The sequence below is a fragment of the Pseudonocardia sulfidoxydans NBRC 16205 genome, assembly GCF_007989085.1.
GTDB classification, from domain to species: Bacteria; Actinomycetota; Actinomycetes; order Mycobacteriales; family Pseudonocardiaceae; genus Pseudonocardia; species Pseudonocardia sulfidoxydans.
In genome coordinates this window covers 24,928-38,874 of record NZ_BJVJ01000058.1, presented here as the reverse complement: position 1 = coordinate 38,874, position 13,947 = coordinate 24,928, and the positions used below count along the sequence as shown (strand labels likewise).

The 13,947-nt window shown below is 72.0% G+C and carries 15 protein-coding genes, 3 tRNA genes and 1 pseudogene; 12 read left to right on the top strand and 7 right to left on the bottom strand.

The features are described from left to right. A pseudogene (locus PSU4_RS32530) lies at window positions 1-733 on the top strand (bi-functional transferase/deacetylase); the annotation flags it as partial. Here the strand turns inward: PSU4_RS32530 and PSU4_RS22815 are convergent. The 5 genes from PSU4_RS22815 to PSU4_RS22795 all read right to left on the bottom strand — a co-directional run bounded on the left by PSU4_RS22815 (window position 703) and on the right by PSU4_RS22795 (window position 2,323). Beyond that, window positions 703-1,443 (bottom strand): hypothetical protein, encoded by a 741-nt coding sequence (locus PSU4_RS22815; RefSeq protein WP_147112133.1) that lies wholly within the window; start codon window positions 1,441-1,443, stop codon window positions 703-705. The pseudogene PSU4_RS32530 and the gene PSU4_RS22815 overlap by 31 nt on opposite strands. Window positions 1,444-1,677: 234 nt before the next feature. Beyond that, window positions 1,678-1,751 (bottom strand) — tRNA-Phe (locus PSU4_RS22810). 35 nt (window positions 1,752-1,786) lie between these two features. After that, window positions 1,787-1,860: transfer RNA gene (locus tag PSU4_RS22805), tRNA-Asp, on the bottom strand. 19 nt (window positions 1,861-1,879) lie between these two features. Beyond that, window positions 1,880-1,952: transfer RNA gene (locus PSU4_RS22800), tRNA-Glu, on the bottom strand. 137 nt (window positions 1,953-2,089) lie between these two features. Continuing rightward, on the bottom strand, window positions 2,090-2,323 hold the full coding sequence (locus tag PSU4_RS22795) for a hypothetical protein (protein WP_147112130.1): 234 nt from the start codon (window positions 2,321-2,323) through the stop codon (window positions 2,090-2,092). Between the two features lie 283 nt (window positions 2,324-2,606). Here PSU4_RS22795 and PSU4_RS22790 point away from each other — a divergent pair, with 283 nt between their 5' ends. From PSU4_RS22790 to PSU4_RS31495, 3 genes are read left to right on the top strand one after another with little or no spacing between them, the layout of a single operon-like run. Continuing rightward, the gene (locus PSU4_RS22790; RefSeq protein ID WP_281290725.1) at window positions 2,607-2,912 is read left to right on the top strand and encodes a metal-sensitive transcriptional regulator; all 306 of its coding nucleotides are present in this window, start codon (window positions 2,607-2,609) and stop codon (window positions 2,910-2,912) included. Window positions 2,913-2,949: 37 nt separating this feature from the next. Beyond that, on the top strand, window positions 2,950-3,171 hold the full coding sequence (locus PSU4_RS22785; protein ID WP_147112127.1) for a heavy-metal-associated domain-containing protein: 222 nt from the start codon (window positions 2,950-2,952) through the stop codon (window positions 3,169-3,171). Window positions 3,172-3,199: 28 nt separating this feature from the next. Then, window positions 3,200-3,595 (top strand): hypothetical protein, encoded by a 396-nt coding sequence (locus PSU4_RS31495; RefSeq protein ID WP_186817126.1) that lies wholly within the window; start codon window positions 3,200-3,202, stop codon window positions 3,593-3,595. A gap of 1 nt (window position 3,596) precedes the next feature. On the opposite strand, the gene PSU4_RS22775 is transcribed toward PSU4_RS31495, so the two are convergent. Then, window positions 3,597-4,934 (bottom strand): GDSL-type esterase/lipase family protein, encoded by a 1,338-nt coding sequence (locus PSU4_RS22775; RefSeq protein WP_147112124.1) that lies wholly within the window; start codon window positions 4,932-4,934, stop codon window positions 3,597-3,599. A gap of 282 nt (window positions 4,935-5,216) precedes the next feature. Between PSU4_RS22775 and PSU4_RS22770 the strand changes: the two genes are divergently transcribed. The 5 genes from PSU4_RS22770 to PSU4_RS22750 all read left to right on the top strand — a co-directional run bounded on the left by PSU4_RS22770 (window position 5,217) and on the right by PSU4_RS22750 (window position 10,662). After that, complete coding sequence (locus tag PSU4_RS22770; protein WP_147112121.1) at window positions 5,217-7,094, top strand: propionyl-CoA synthetase; 1,878 nt, start codon at window positions 5,217-5,219, stop codon at window positions 7,092-7,094. A gap of 138 nt (window positions 7,095-7,232) precedes the next feature. Then, window positions 7,233-7,472 (top strand): hypothetical protein, encoded by a 240-nt coding sequence (locus PSU4_RS22765; RefSeq protein ID WP_147112118.1) that lies wholly within the window; start codon window positions 7,233-7,235, stop codon window positions 7,470-7,472. A gap of 84 nt (window positions 7,473-7,556) precedes the next feature. Next, window positions 7,557-7,751: a ferredoxin gene (locus PSU4_RS22760; protein ID WP_147112115.1), complete on the top strand. Its 195-nt coding sequence runs from the start codon at window positions 7,557-7,559 to the stop codon at window positions 7,749-7,751. Window positions 7,752-7,827: 76 nt separating this feature from the next. Continuing rightward, a complete protein-coding gene (locus tag PSU4_RS22755) occupies window positions 7,828-9,432 on the top strand; it encodes an acyl--CoA ligase family protein (protein WP_147112112.1) in 1,605 nt (534 codons plus the stop codon). Between the two features lie 48 nt (window positions 9,433-9,480). Further along, complete coding sequence (locus PSU4_RS22750) at window positions 9,481-10,662, top strand: MFS transporter (RefSeq protein ID WP_147112108.1); 1,182 nt, start codon at window positions 9,481-9,483, stop codon at window positions 10,660-10,662. Here PSU4_RS22750 and PSU4_RS22745 read toward each other — a convergent pair. Then, window positions 10,655-11,557 (bottom strand): DUF72 domain-containing protein, encoded by a 903-nt coding sequence (locus PSU4_RS22745; protein ID WP_147112105.1) that lies wholly within the window; start codon window positions 11,555-11,557, stop codon window positions 10,655-10,657. The two genes, PSU4_RS22750 and PSU4_RS22745, sit on opposite strands and share 8 nt — an antisense overlap. Before the next feature lie 17 nt (window positions 11,558-11,574). Between PSU4_RS22745 and PSU4_RS22740 the strand changes: the two genes are divergently transcribed. The 3 genes from PSU4_RS22740 to PSU4_RS22730 all read left to right on the top strand — a co-directional run bounded on the left by PSU4_RS22740 (window position 11,575) and on the right by PSU4_RS22730 (window position 13,605). Further along, entirely contained in the window at window positions 11,575-12,396 is an 822-nt protein-coding gene (locus PSU4_RS22740; protein ID WP_147112102.1) for a serine hydrolase domain-containing protein, read from the top strand. 75 nt (window positions 12,397-12,471) lie between these two features. Next, entirely contained in the window at window positions 12,472-12,984 is a 513-nt protein-coding gene (locus PSU4_RS22735; protein ID WP_147112100.1) for a hypothetical protein, read from the top strand. A 135-nt stretch (window positions 12,985-13,119) separates the two neighbouring features. Then, window positions 13,120-13,605, top strand: a complete 486-nt coding sequence (locus PSU4_RS22730) for an MSMEG_0572/Sll0783 family nitrogen starvation response protein (RefSeq protein ID WP_222596368.1) — start codon at window positions 13,120-13,122, stop codon at window positions 13,603-13,605. Window positions 13,606-13,947 lie beyond the last annotated feature (342 nt).

Genomic DNA, 13,947 nt, shown 5'->3' with positions numbered 1-13,947 from the left:
CCGCAGCGCGCTGCGCACGCGCGGCGCCTCGGGGCGCTACGCCCGCCGCGGGCTGCTCAACCTCGGCGTGTTCCAGGTGGTGCTGCCGCTGATCGCGCCGCTGATCGACATCCTGCTCGTGTACGGCCTGATCTTCGACGACACCGTCCGCACCCTCGTGCTGTGGGGATCGGTCCTGGCCATCCAGACGGTCGCGGGGATCGTGGCGTTCCGGCTGGAGCGCGAGAAGATGCGCATCCTCTGGCTGCTGCCGTTGCAGCAGTTCGTGTACCGCCAGCTCATGTACGCGGTGCTGATCCAGTCGGTGTCGGCGGCACTCACGGGCATCCGGCTGGGCTGGCAGAAGCTGCGCCGCATCGGGCGTTTCGAGAACGTTCCGACGCAGAACCGCGACGGCGCCGTGTCCCGGGTCGTGGCGCCGCGGCGGCCGGCGACGATCCCGTCGGTCCCGGACCCGCGCCGGCCCGCACCCCCGGTCGCACGGCGGCGCCCGGCGCCGGTGCCGCACCCTCGGCCGCGCCCCGACGCCGTCGAGCCCGTGACGTCGGTGATCCCCGCGATGCGGCTGTCACCGGCGGAGTCGCCGACGACGAAGCTCCCCGTGGTCCCGGCTGCCCGGAGTTTCGCCGACGCCGAGCAGGGCACCGTCGAGGTGCGGAGCCCGCGCCCGTACGAGCGGGGAACGCCGGTCGGGGTGGGCGGTCAGCCGGAGAAGCAGCGTCCGCCGGAGTAGAGCGGGGCCGTCGACACGGTCCTCCCGGCCGGCGGGTCGAGTTCGACGGTGACCCGCCCGCCGGGCGTCAGCTGCTCCTGGCAGGCCGTGACGCTGTCGTCGTTCCCGTTGGGCATGAACAGGTCCAGGTGCGGGACCTTGCCGCCGCCCCAGTCTGAGATGCACTGGGCGCAGTCGTCCTCCATCACGAAGTACTTCTTCACGAGGGGGACGTAGACGATCGTGCCGACGGCGATCTCCCGCGTGTCGCTCGCGAGGGTCAGCGGGTCGGCGTAGGTGCCGGTGCCGCCCGCCTGCGGGTGACGCGCGTTGGGGTGGGCGATCGCGCGGCTGCCGGGTGGGTCGTTGTCGTAGGCGGAGTAGAACGTGATCTCCGTGCTGAACGGCCGCCCCGCGGGCCCGGCCGGTGCCGCCGGGGCCGCGGGTGCCGTCGTCGTCCGCGGCCGGGTCGCCGGGGGTGCGGAGGTGGCGGACCTCGTCGCGGGCGCCGTCGACGGGACCGACGTGGCGGTCGGGGACGTGGCGGCCGGGGCCGTGGTGGGGGCCGTCGTGATCGAGGTGGCCGACGGCAGCGCGGTCAGCGGCAGGGCCTCCGACCCGCAGGCTGCGAGCACGGCCACCGCCGCGGTCAGGGCGCAGGCCAGCACGACGAGCCGCGCGGCGGTCGTGCCCGCGCGGTGGTGTCGTCGTCCGTTTTCTCCCGTCACCACGACCGATCCAACCAGGCCCCGCCGAGCACCCGTCACCCGATAGGGGTGTCGCCGGCGCGGCAGCCGCGCCGAGTTCGACAGGAGGCCGGCTCCGACCGTGATCGAAGCAGTCCAGTGTCGAACCCGGCGATGGATCCGCGGCGGTCGTCGTCCGGCAGAGAGCGGGACGGACGCGGTGGAGTGCCTGATCGGACTGCTGCCGGGACAGGTGCAGCCATGAAGAAGGAGAAGGTGTGGCCAGGGGCGGGGTCGAACCGCCGACCTTCCGCTTTTCAGGCGGACGCTCGTACCAACTGAGCTACCTGGCCTGGCCTCCGGCAGAGCCGGGAACCGGAGAGTGGAGCGACCCAGACGGGACTCGAACCCGCGACCTTCGCCGTGACAGGGCGACGCGCTAACCAACTGCGCCACTGGGCCTTGCGTACTGCGACTACCGTACCCCCAACGGGATTCGAACCCGCGCTGCCGCCTTGAAAGGGCGGAGTCCTAGGCCGCTAGACGATGGGGGCTGGACCCCGCAGGCGGTGTCCTGGCCTCCAACGGCTGTCCGTTGGGAGCTTCGAAAGCTTACGACAGCCCCCCACGCCCCTTTTCACCCACCCCCCACAGATCGCGTCCGTGCAGCTCAGGGGGCCGTTCCGTGCCGTCAGCGACTGACCGGCGGCGGATCGTCCGAGTTGGTGGAGATCAGGCCGAGCATGTCGAGCAACAGCCGGAGGTCCTCGGGGCCCTCGGAGTTCTCGGCGACGACGAGCCGGGCCTTGTGCACCTGGTCGTCGGAGACGCGGTAGGCGTCGGCGGCGGTCCGCGGGCCCGGGATGGCCCCGGTTCCGCTCTGCCGCACGTCACCGATCTCCCGCCGTGCGCTCCCGATGGTCATCGACGTCTCCCCCGTTCCGTCGTGCACCGCGGTGCCGCGGACACGCGACAGTCCGTCCCGTCCCCATCCGGTCACCCGGTGTGGCCAGGCCGGCACGTCCCGCATCGGCACCTGGCGGCCACCCCCGTGGCCGTGACCAAGACGTTACCGATCGCGCGGGGCCGACGCATGCCGCTGCCCGGGTGAGGGGCGTGGTCCACGCTGCGTCACAGGACACGTCGACGGGACGCGGTCGTCGTACCCCCTCCCCGTATGCTCGTGGTGAGCAGCCGGGGAGGTCGCAATGCCCGAGCCCATGGACAAGAGCACGCCCGCGTACTCCGACAACCGCGAGGCCCATCTGCGTCGCCTGCGTCGGGTCGAGGGCCAGGTCCGAGGCCTGCAGCGGATGGTCGCGGAGGACACGTACTGCATCGACGTGCTCACGCAGGTGTCCGCGGCGACGCGGGCGTTGCAGTCGTTCGCGCTCGAACTGCTCACCGAGCACATGTCGGGATGCCTGGTCGACGCGGCCCGCGCCGGCGACGAGGAGGGCGAGGCGAAGGTCCAGGAGGCCGCCGCCGCGATCGCCCGGCTCGTCCGTTCCTGACGCACCACCGGAGCACACGTCCTTGCAAGGAGAGACCATGAGCATCGAGACCCCGTTCCGTACCGACGTCGTCGTCAGCGGCATGACCTGCGGGCACTGCACGGCGTCGGTCAAGGAGGAGGTCGGTGAGGTCGACGGGGTCCGTGAGGTCGAGGTCGACCTGTCGACGGGCCTGGTGACGATCACGAGCGACCGTGAGCTGCCGCTCCCCGAGATCGAGGCCGCGGTCGTCGAGGCGGGTTACACGCTCGCGGGCTGACGCCGTCGGGGGCCCTACCCTCGTCGTCATGGCCACCGACGGCGAGCGTTCCCGCCACCGGGCCCCTGCCGACCGGTCCCGCTCGGCACGCACCGCCCGCGCGCGCGGCCAGGACGACGTGCCGCACGACCACGAGCTCGACTCCTACCTGGCGGCGCTCGCACCCGAACCGCCCGAGGGCGTCACCGAGTCGACGGGGAGGTTCGGCACGGCGCAGGTCTTCCAGCTGCGGCTGCCGCCGTTGCGGGTCGAGCAGCTGCGCCGGCTGGCGGCCGAGCGCGGGGTGTCACCGGGGGCGTTGGCGCTCGACTGGGTCGTGGAGCGGCTCGACCGTGAGGACATGCCGACGGGCCCGTTGGAACGGGTCGTCGACGAGCCGCGGAGCCGTCGCCGCGCGCCGTTCCGGCGTCGCAAGGAGCAGTAGGTCAGCGCCCCGACACCACGACCGACGACGCGCTGTCGCCCGCGAGGCACGGGCTGCCGGTGAGCCGGTCGGTCGGCACCGCACCGGCGAGTGCCCGGTAGCCGGCGGCCGAGAGGTGCAGGCCGTCGCCGGCGTCGTAGGACGACTCCAGGCGGTCGGGCCGTGCGGGGTCGGCGACGGCGGCGGCGAAGTCGAAGACGCCGTCGGCGTGCGCGGGGCCGTGTTCGAGCACCCAGGTGTTGACGGCGCGGCGGGTGGCCTGGGCGGCGGCGGTCGCGCGGGGGCCGGTGCGCGACGGCGTGATCGTGGTCAGGAAGACGCGCAGTCCGGCGGCGCGGGCCTGGTCGGCGAACTGGACGAGCCCGGCCTGGAGCTGGTCGGCGGTGCGGCCCTCCGCGATGTCGTTGGTGCCGATGTGCAGGACGACGTCGGTGACGCCGGCCGCGGCGGCGACGTCGAACCGGAACCGGGTGGCGGGTGAGTCGCCGACGCCGAATGCGTCGGCGAGCAGCTGGTTGCCGGAGATGCCGGCGTTGAGCACGGACATCCGGGCGGCGCCGCCCGCGGCGCCGAGGCGCCGGGCCAGGGCGTCGGACCAGCGGTCGTCCTCGCCGGGGTCGCTGCCGACGCCGTCGGTGATCGAGTCGCCGACGAGGACGACGGCGTGCTCGGCGCGGGGGGCGAGGACGTCGAGTCCGGTGACGACGAACCAGGCCGTGACCGGGGAGAACGCGGCTCCTGACGACGAGTCGACGTGGTTGCCGGGTCGGCTGCTGACCCAGGAGGTCTGCAGGGCCACCGGATGGGTGGCCACCCGATCGGGTTCCTGCGGGAGGTAGGCGCTGACCGACACGGGCAGGCCCGCCTGCGCGACGAACGGCGCCGGGTCACTGACGATCTCCGCCCCCGCGGGGATCGTCACGTCCGGGCGTCCGCCGAACAGCACCGGTCGGGGTGCGCCCCCGCGCACCCCGGCGCCGGTTCCCGTGGTGGCCGCGGAGACCGCGGCCACCGGGAGCGGGGCCCGCCCGTAGCGGTTGGACAACCGGACCCGGATCTCCGAGCCGGTCGACTGTGGGTGGACCACCATCCGCAGGGTGCGGCCACCGAAGCGGCCGCCGGCGGCCTCGACGTCGGGGCCGGGTTGCGGGCTGGTCTGCCAGGCGGTGACCCAGGTGGGGCCGCAGGCGGGGTCGTCGGTGGATTCGGGTCCCGCGGCGGCCGGTGAGGCACCCCGGACCGTTCCGACGACGACGAGTCCGGCGACGGCGGTGGCCAGCACGACGGCCGCGACGACGAGGCGCGAGCGTGTGCGGGGCCCGTTCGTCGCTGCGCGCACACCGTCTCCTCGTCGTGGGTCGCCCCGCTCGTGCGGGACGCGTCGTCCTGCTTGTCGCCGCACCGGGAGGTTCTGTGACCTCCTCGTCCGTCACCCCTTCGAGTGTCGTGCCGACCGTTACGAAGAGAGGAACGAGAGATCCCTCGGTGGGGTGAGTGGTCCGATCGAGTGATCACCCACCGTCAACACCGGAACCTGGTCCGGCGGTCAGGCGGGGACGGCCACGAGGGCCTCGCGCGACTAGGGTCCGGTGCAGGCAGGGCGAGTCGAGGAGGACCGCAGGTGGGCGCGTACGACGACATCTTCCGGGCGAGCGTCGAGGACCCGGAGCGCTTCTGGCTGAACGCGGCAGGGGCGCTGGACTGGAACGTCGCGCCGACGCGCGCGCTCGACTCGTCGAACCCGCCGTTCTACCGGTGGTTCCCCGACGGGGAGCTCAACGTCGCGCACAACGCGCTCGACCGGCACGTGGACGCCAGCCGCGGCGACCAGGCCGCGTTGATCTACGACTCGCCGGTGACCGGGACCCAGCGCACCTACACCTACTCGCAGCTGCGCGACGAGGTCGCCCGCTTCGCCGGCGTGCTGACACACCTCGGCGTCGCCGTCGGCGACCGCGTCGTGATCTACATGCCGATGGTCCCCGAGGCCGCGGTCGCGATGCTGGCGTGCGCACGGATCGGCGCGGTGCACTCGGTCGTCTTCGGCGGGTTCGCGCCCAAGGAGCTCGCCGTCCGCATCGACGACGCCACCCCGACCGTCATCGTGTCCGCGTCGTGCGGCATCGAGGGCAAGCGCGTCATCGAGTACAAGCCGTTGCTGGACAGGGCGATCGAGCTGTCGGCGCACAAGCCCGCGAAGCAGGTGATCCTGCAGCGCCCGCAGGCCGAGGCGTCGATGGGCGAGAACGACGTCGACTGGGTCGAGGCCATGAACGCCGCGACGCCGGCCGACCCGGTGCCGGTCAGGTCCACCGACCCGCTCTACATCCTCTACACGTCCGGCACGACCGGGAAGCCGAAGGGCGTCGTGCGCGACGGCGGCGGCTACGCGGTCGCGCTGGCCTGGTCGATGCCCAACGTCTACGCGGTCGACGCCGGAGAGACGATCTTCACCGCGTCCGACGTCGGCTGGGTCGTCGGGCACTCCTACATCGTCTACGCGCCACTGCTGGCCGGGGCGACGACGATCCTCTACGAGGGCAAGCCCGTCGGGACGCCCGACGCCGGCCAGTTCTGGCGCGTCGTGGCCGATCACAAGGTGAAGAGCCTGTTCACCGCGCCGACGGCGTTCCGGGCGATCAAGAAGGAGGACCCGAAGGGCGAGCACCTCCCGACGTACGACGTGTCCAGCCTGAAGTACCTGTTCCTCGCCGGCGAGCGGCTCGACCCCGAGACCTACCACTGGGCGTCGGACACCCTGGGCATCCCGGTGATCGACCACTGGTGGCAGACGGAGACGGGCTGGCCGATCGTCGCCAACCCGGCGGGCATCGAGCTGCTGCCCGTCAAGCCCGGTTCGCCGACGCGCCCGCTGCCCGGCTGGGACGTCCAGATCCTCGACATCGCGGGCAAGCCGGTCGGCGCGGGCGAGGACGGCGCGATCGTCGTCAAGCTGCCGATGCCGCCCGGCGCGCTGCCCACCCTGTGGAACGACGACGAGCGTTTCATCCGGTCGTACATGGCCGCGTTCGAGGGCTACTACCTCACCGGCGACGGCGGCAACATCGACGACGAGGGCTACGTCTACGTCATGGGTCGCACCGACGACGTCATCAACGTCGCGGGCCACCGGCTGTCGACGGGCTCGATGGAGGAGGTCCTCGCCTCGCATCCGGACGTCGCGGAGTGCGCCGTCATCGGCGTCGCGGACTCCATGAAGGGCCAGATCCCGCGCGGGTTCGTCGTCCTCAAGGCGGGCGTCGAGCCGGACGAGGACACGCTGCGCGGCGAGCTCGTCCAGCTGGTGCGTGACCAGATCGGGGCGGTCGCCTCGTTGAAGGACGTGGCCGTCGTCGCGGCCCTGCCCAAGACCAGGTCGGGGAAGATCCTGCGCAAGACGATGCGCGGGATCGCCGACGGCCACGACGAGCCGGTGCCCAGCACGATCGAGAGCGCCGACGTGCTCGACGCACTCCGACCCGTCCTGCGCAGAGAGTGACGGTATTGGGCCGAATGGCGGGAGGTTGCTCGTCGTTCGGCCCAATATGACGGATCCGGTAACGACACGCCCGGTCGAGACGGATGGGCAGGCACGGTCCCGGGCCCCACGGGATCGCGTCCACCGGAAGGCTCCACGATGTCCGCGCCCGCGCTCCCCCGCGCCGTGGCCCTCGCCGGGCTGCTGAGCGCCGTCCTGACCCTCGTCGTGGTCGGTTCGGCCGCAGGCGAGTCCTGCGACAACGGCTGCACCCCACTCGGCCCCGTCTCCTCGCCCACCCCCGCGACGCCGACGCCGCACACCGCCGACCCGCACCCGGCGCCCGTGAGACCGGCGGCACCGGTCCCGGCGCGCATCGCCGGCGTCCTCGGGCCGTAGCCGCCCGTTGCGCAGGCCAGCCGACCCTCACCGAAGGCTCACCTCAGTCCGGCACCGGACCGCGCCGTGGCGCACGATGGCCGCATGAAGGTCGTCGTGGACTTTGATCTGTGCGAGAGCAACGCCGTCTGCATGGGTGTCGCGCCCGAGGTGTTCGAGGTGCGGGAGGACGACTTCCTCTACATTCTCGACGAGAACCCCTCCGAGGAGCTGCGGCCCAAGGTCGAGGAGGCCGTGCGCGGCTGCCCGAAGGCGGCCATCTCCATCCAGGAGGACTGACCCCCGGGGTTGCCGGGTCCCGCGGCGGCGGGTCAGGATCGCGACGTACACGCACGTCGTGACAGGAGGGTCGACGATGACCGTCGGGCACACCGAGCTGACCCCGCTGGCGTTCCTCCGCCGCTCCGCGGAGGTGTACCCGGACAAGGCCGCGATCGTCTACGGCGACCGCCGGCACAGCTACGCCGAGTTCGCCGCCGAGACCACCCGTGTCGCGCACGCGTTGCGCGGCTCCGGGGTCGGGCCGGGCGACCGGGTGGCCTATCTGCTGCCCAACGTGCCGGAGATGCTCGTCGCGCACTTCGCGGTGCCGCTGGCGGGTGCGGTCCTCGTCGCGATCAACACCCGGTTGTCGACGGAGGAGGTCCGCTACATCCTCGACCACTCCGGCTCGACGCTGCTCGTGGTCGACGCGGCGCTGTGGCCGGTGGTGGCGCCGGTCGCGGCCGAGCTGCGGACCGTCCAGGAGATCGTCACGATCGTCGATCCCGCCGCACCCGGCGACGGGATCGGCAGCGGCACCACCTACGACGACCTGCTCGCCCGCGGCTCCGACGACCCCCTGCCGTGGGAGGTCGACGACGAGGACCGGGCCCTGTCGATCAACTACACGTCCGGGACGACGGGCAAGCCGAAGGGCGTGCAGTACACGCACCGCGGTGCGTACCTGAACTCGTTCGGCGAGGTCGTGCACTCCGCGCACAGCCCCGACAGCGTCTACCTGTGGACGCTGCCGATGTTCCACTGCAACGGCTGGTGCACCCCGTGGGCGGTGACCGCGATCGGCGGCACCCACGTCTGCCTGCGGGAGGTCCGTGGCGACACGATCTGGAAGCTCATCGGTCAGCACGGCGTCACCCACCTCAACGGCGCGCCGACCGTCGTCACGACGATCATGAACGCCGCCGAGGCCGTCCGGCTCGACTACCAGCTCGTCATCACCACCGCGGGCGCCCCGCCGTCGCCGACGACGATCCTGCAGATGGAGCGGATGGGCTTCCGGATCGTGCACGTCTACGGCCTGACCGAGACCTACGGGCCGTACTCGGTCAACCAGTACCAGCGGGCCTGGGACACCCTCGAACCCGAGGAACGCGCTGCGCTGCAGGCCCGCCAGGGCGTCGGCATGATCCAGACCGACGCGCTGCGTGTCGTCGACGAGCACATGGTCGACGTGCCCCGCGACGGCGCCACGATGGGCGAGATCGTGATGCGCGGCAACAACGTCATGGCCGGCTACTTCGACGACCCCGAGGGCACGGAGAAGGCGTTCGCGGGCGGCTGGTTCCACTCCGGAGACCTCGGCGTCGTCCATCCCGACGGCTACGTCGAGCTGCGCGACCGCGCGAAGGACGTCGTGATCTCCGGCGGGGAGAACATCTCGACCGTCGAGGTCGAGCAGGCCGTGGTGTCGCACCCGGCGGTGCTGGAGGCGGCCGTCGTCGGTGTGCCCGACGAGCAGTGGGGCGAGCGGCCCAAGGCGTTCGTCGTGCTGAAGCCGGGCGAGCAGGCCACGCCCGCCGACGTCGTCGAGCACGTCAAGTCGAAGATCGCCCGGTACAAGGCGCCGCGCGACGTCGAGATCGTCGACGAGCTGCCCAAGACGTCGACGGGCAAGGTGCAGAAGTTCGAGCTCCGCGAGAAGGAGTGGTCCGGGCACGGGAGCCGCATCAAGGGCTGAGCCACACATCGGGGACAAAGGGCGGCGAAGCGGTTAGCGTCGCAAAACATGGGTGGCGACGGTGGTGCGACGCGGGCGGTGATCGGCGCCGTCGCGACCTCGACGGCCTCGGTGCTGCCGGTGTTCCTCACCGGCGCCCTGGCCGTCCAGATCTCCGGTGAGCTCGGGTTCGACCCGGCGGGCCTCGGCGTCGTCGTCGCCCTCTACTTCGGGGTCAGCGCGTTCACGTCGCTGCCGATCGGCTGGATCGTCGAACGCGTCGGGCCGACGGCGACCAGCCGGATCGCCGTCGTCGGCGCCGCGGTGCTCATGCTCGCCATCGCGTTCGGCGCCCACTCCTACGCCCTGCTGGTGACGATCCTGCTGTGCAGCTGCTGGTGCAACGTGATGGGCCAGCTGTCGTCGAACCTGACGCTCGCCCGGTTCGTGCCCGCCGACCGGCTGGGGCTCTCCTTCGGGTTCAAGCAGTCCTGCGTGCCCACAGCGACGCTGCTGTCCGGGATCGCCGTGCCGACGCTCGCGCTGACCGTCGGCTGGCGCTGGGCCTACGTCGTCGGGGCCGGGCTGGCGCTGCTCGCGCTGCCGTTCACGCCGCGCAGCCCCGAGCCGTACGTGCGCCCGAACGTCGATCCCGGCGACCGCGCGACCGGGGCACTGTCCGTGATCGGCCTCGGTGCGGGGCTGGGCGCGGCGTCGGCGGGCGCGCTGGGGGTCTTCCTCGTCGCCTCGGCCGTCGACCAGGGCGTCGACCCCGGCCTCGCCGGCCTCGTGCTGACGCTGGGCAGCGTCGTCGGGCTGGTGCTGCGGCTGTTGCACGGCTGGCTCGCCGACCGTCGTTCGGGCGGCCACATCACCGTCGTCGCCGCCAGCATGGTGCTCGGCGCGGTGGGGGTCGGGCTGCTCGCCGTGCCCGGCCCGGTGGCCCTGGTCGTCGGCACGGTCCTCGCGTTCGGGCTGGGCTGGGCGTGGCCCGGGCTGCTGCAGTTCGCCGTCGTCCGGCTCAACCCCTCGGCCCCGGCCGCCGCGACGTCGGTCGTGCAGGTCGGGACGTACGCGGGCGCGTTCCTCGGCCCGATGGTCTTCGGGTTCCTCGCCACCCACGGCAGCTTCGGCGTGGCCTGGCTGGTGTGCGCGGCGATGATGGTCGTCGCCGCGGTCGCGATGCTCGTCGGGCGGCGGATGCTGCTCGCCCACCGCGACGCACGGCTCGCGGCCGTAGCGGTCACCTGAGCTTCGCCGCCAGCGCGATCGCGTCGCGCGGGGCGTGGACCTTCACGTCGTTGTCGAAGTACGCGAACACATCGCGCCCCTGCACCCGGGCCATCGGCGGCGCAACCGTGAACTCCCCCGTCGGCGATTCGCCCGCCGCCCACCGCCGGATCCGCGACGCCCAGTCGTCGAGGGCGGAGTCCGAATAGCCGCTCGTGTAGAGCTCCTCGTCGCCGTGCAACCGCACGTAGGCGAACCCGGCCGTCATGTCCTCCAGACGCGGCCACGTCCCGGCCGTGTCGGCGACGACCAGCGCCACGTCGAGCTCCCGCAGCAGCGCGACGACGGCCGGGTCGGCGAAGCTCGGGTGCCGCATCTCCACCGCATGCCGGACCGGCCGGTCGGCGTCGGTGCTGGTCAGGGCGCGGTTGTCGAGACGCTCGTCGTGCCGCTCCGCCAGCGCCGCGGCCTCGACGGACGTGCGCGGCAGGCACCGCAGGAACGTCTCGACGCGCTCGCGGTCCCACCGCATCCGCGGCGGCAGCTGCCACAGGATCGGGCCGAGCTTCGGCCCCAGCGCGAGCAGCCCGGACGCGAAGAAGTTCGCCAACGTCAGCTCCGGGTCGCGCAGCTGCTTCATGTGCGTGACGAAACGCGGCCCCTTCACGGAGAACACGAAGTCGTCCGGGGTCTCCGCGGCCCAGGACCGGTAGTTCTCCGGCCGTTGCAACGAGTAGAACGAGCCGTTGATCTCGATGCTCGACACCGCGCGCGACAGGTACTCCAGCTCCCGGCGCTGAGCCAGCCCGGCTGGATAGAACACGCCGCGCCACGGCGGATACCGCCAGCCCGACGTCCCGATCCGGATCTCGGCCACGGCGCCGGAGTATCCCCGCGCACCGACACCCGCGCCCACCGGGAGAGGATGGCGCAGTGACGACGGACGTGCAGAAGGCTGTCGGCGGAATCCTGGACTGGCCCGTCGGGCACGCCGCGGCGACGCTCGTCGCGGCCGACGGGACGGTCCTCGCGACGGCGGGTGACACCGACCGGGAGTTCCGGCTCGCGTCGGTCACCAAGCTCCTCACGGCCTACGCGACGCTCGTCGCCGTCGAGGAGGGCGCCGTCGAGTGGGACCAGCCCGCCGGCCCCGAGGGCTCGACGGTCCGGCACCTCGCGGCCCACACCTCCGGCCTGGCGTTCGACTCCGACCAGGTCCAGGCCGCCCCCGGCACCCGGCGCATCTACTCCAACACCGGCTTCGCCGTCCTCGCCGACACCATCACCGCGGCCAGCGGTATCCCGTTCGCCGACTACCTGCACGAGGCCGTCTGCGAACCGCTCGGCCTCACCGCCACCCGCCTCGAGGGCCATCCCGGATCCGGCGCCGTCTCCACCGCCGACGACCTCACCCGCTTCGCCGCCGAGCTGCAGTCGCCGACGCTCGTCGCCACCCTCCCCGCGGCCACCGAGGTCGCGTTCCCGGGTCTCGACGGGATCCTCCCCGGCTACGGCCGGCACAAGCCCAACGACTGGGGCCTGGGCTTCGAGATCCGCGGCACCAAGTCGCCGCACTGGACGGGCACCGCCAGCTCCCCGGAGACGTTCGGGCACTTCGGCCAGTCCGGCACGTTCCTCTGGGTCGACCGGGCGGCCGGGGCGGCCTGCGTCGCGCTCACCGACCGCGACTTCGGCCCCTGGGCCGTCGAGGCCTGGACGCCGTACACCGACGGGGTCCTGGCCGCTCTCCGTTAACGGTACGAACCTCGCGGACGCTTTCACCGTCGTGGACGGCACGACCTGGTTCACCGCGATCACGGAAGGCTGACCGTGCCCCGATTCGTGCTACCCCTGCTGATCCTCGGCGACATCGCGATCTGCGTGGCGCTGTACTTCCTGATGGGTTGGCCCGCGCTGCTGTTCGCGGTCCCGCTGGCGATCACGACGATCATCATCTTCGTCGTGCTGCAGGGGACGGCGATGCTGCGCCAGGCCGTGCAGACCCGCTCGCAGGGCGCCCACCAGGTCGTCGACGGTTCGACGTACGACAGCTCCCGCTCCGGCCCGGCCGACTGGGACGACACCTTCGACACGTTCTCCGCCGGGCCGTCGACCTGGGACGACCAGGGACAGTCGCACCACTCGTCGACGTCGCACGACCACCACTGGCACTCGCATTCCTCGTCCCACGACCCGGGCTCCTGGTCGTCGGACTCCGGGTCCTCCTCGGGCTCCTCGGACTCGGGCTCGTCCTCGTCCTCGGACTCCGGCTCGTCCTCGTCCTCGGACTCCGGCTCGTCCTCGTCGTCCGACTCCGGCTCGTCGAGCTCGTCGTCGGACTGACGTGGCCCCACGGTGGCGCGGGAATGACCGTTCTCACATTCGTCTCCCATAGTGGACGAACGTTCACGATCCGACTTACGGTCGTGGCGTGGCCTTCGGCGAAGAATGCCGCGGGCAGTAGTGAGAGGACACACCGTGGCTCAGATCATCGGTGCGCGGGCTCAGGCCGGCGACGCGATCGTCGACTACGACGAGAAGCTCTTCGACGACATCCAGGCGAACCCGGGCGAGAAGGCCTACGTCTTCATGCACACCGTGCCCTACGAGGGCTCGGTCGGCTTCGTCAACATGCTGACGTGCACCCGCATCAACCGTAAGGGCTTCGACACCTCGCTCGTGCTCTACGGTCCCGCCGTGCTGATGGGCTCCGCGACCCGCGGCTTCCCGAACGTCGGCGACGAGGCCTTCCCCGGCCACATGAACTACAACAACCAGCTGCAGACGTTCATGAAGGAGGGCGGCAAGGTCCTGGCCTGCCGCTTCGCCATGGCCGCCCTGTACGGCATGCGGGAGACCGACCTGATCGAGGGCATCGTCCCGATCCACCCGCTCGACGTCCTCGACTGCACCCTGACGGCCCGCCGCGAGGGCGCGCTCGTCATGCAGACCTGGACCCTGTGACCCCGTGACCCTGTGAGCGGCAATAGTCGCTATCGCGACTATTGCCGCTCACGACCTCGGTCGGCTCCCTCGGCAACGGCCCGGACCAGCGCACACGGTCCGGGCCGTCGTCGTCCGCGCCCGGGAATGAACCGGGCCGCGAGCCCGTTGACCACACTGTCCGAACCGGGCGAGCCGAGTCCCCGGGCCGCAAAAGAAAAAGCCGCCACGGAATACCGCCAGGCTGGAGCCGTGGTGCGCCACTCGCCGCGAGGCGACCGGCGTCCGGTTCGGACACCTTCCGCCCGCCGGGAACATCCCGGAGGGCAGGTGGGTTGAAGGGAGCGTCCGGATCGGGTGACA

Bases quoted from the DNA above. Each gene is read 5' to 3' on its own strand.
- PSU4_RS22795 (WP_147112130.1), bottom strand. From the start codon at position 2,323: ATGACCATCGGGAGCGCACGGCGGGAGATCGGTGACGTGCGGCAGAGC.
- PSU4_RS22790 (WP_281290725.1), top strand. From the start codon at position 2,607: ATGCCCGAGCCCATGGACAAGAGCACGCCCGCGTACTCCGACAACCGC.
- PSU4_RS22785 (WP_147112127.1), top strand. From the start codon at position 2,950: ATGAGCATCGAGACCCCGTTCCGTACCGACGTCGTCGTCAGCGGCATG.
- PSU4_RS31495 (WP_186817126.1), top strand. From the start codon at position 3,200: ATGGCCACCGACGGCGAGCGTTCCCGCCACCGGGCCCCTGCCGACCGG.
- PSU4_RS22765 (WP_147112118.1), top strand. From the start codon at position 7,233: ATGTCCGCGCCCGCGCTCCCCCGCGCCGTGGCCCTCGCCGGGCTGCTG.
- PSU4_RS22760 (WP_147112115.1), top strand. From the start codon at position 7,557: ATGAAGGTCGTCGTGGACTTTGATCTGTGCGAGAGCAACGCCGTCTGC.
- PSU4_RS22755 (WP_147112112.1), top strand. From the start codon at position 7,828: ATGACCGTCGGGCACACCGAGCTGACCCCGCTGGCGTTCCTCCGCCGC.
- PSU4_RS22750 (WP_147112108.1), top strand. From the start codon at position 9,481: ATGGGTGGCGACGGTGGTGCGACGCGGGCGGTGATCGGCGCCGTCGCG.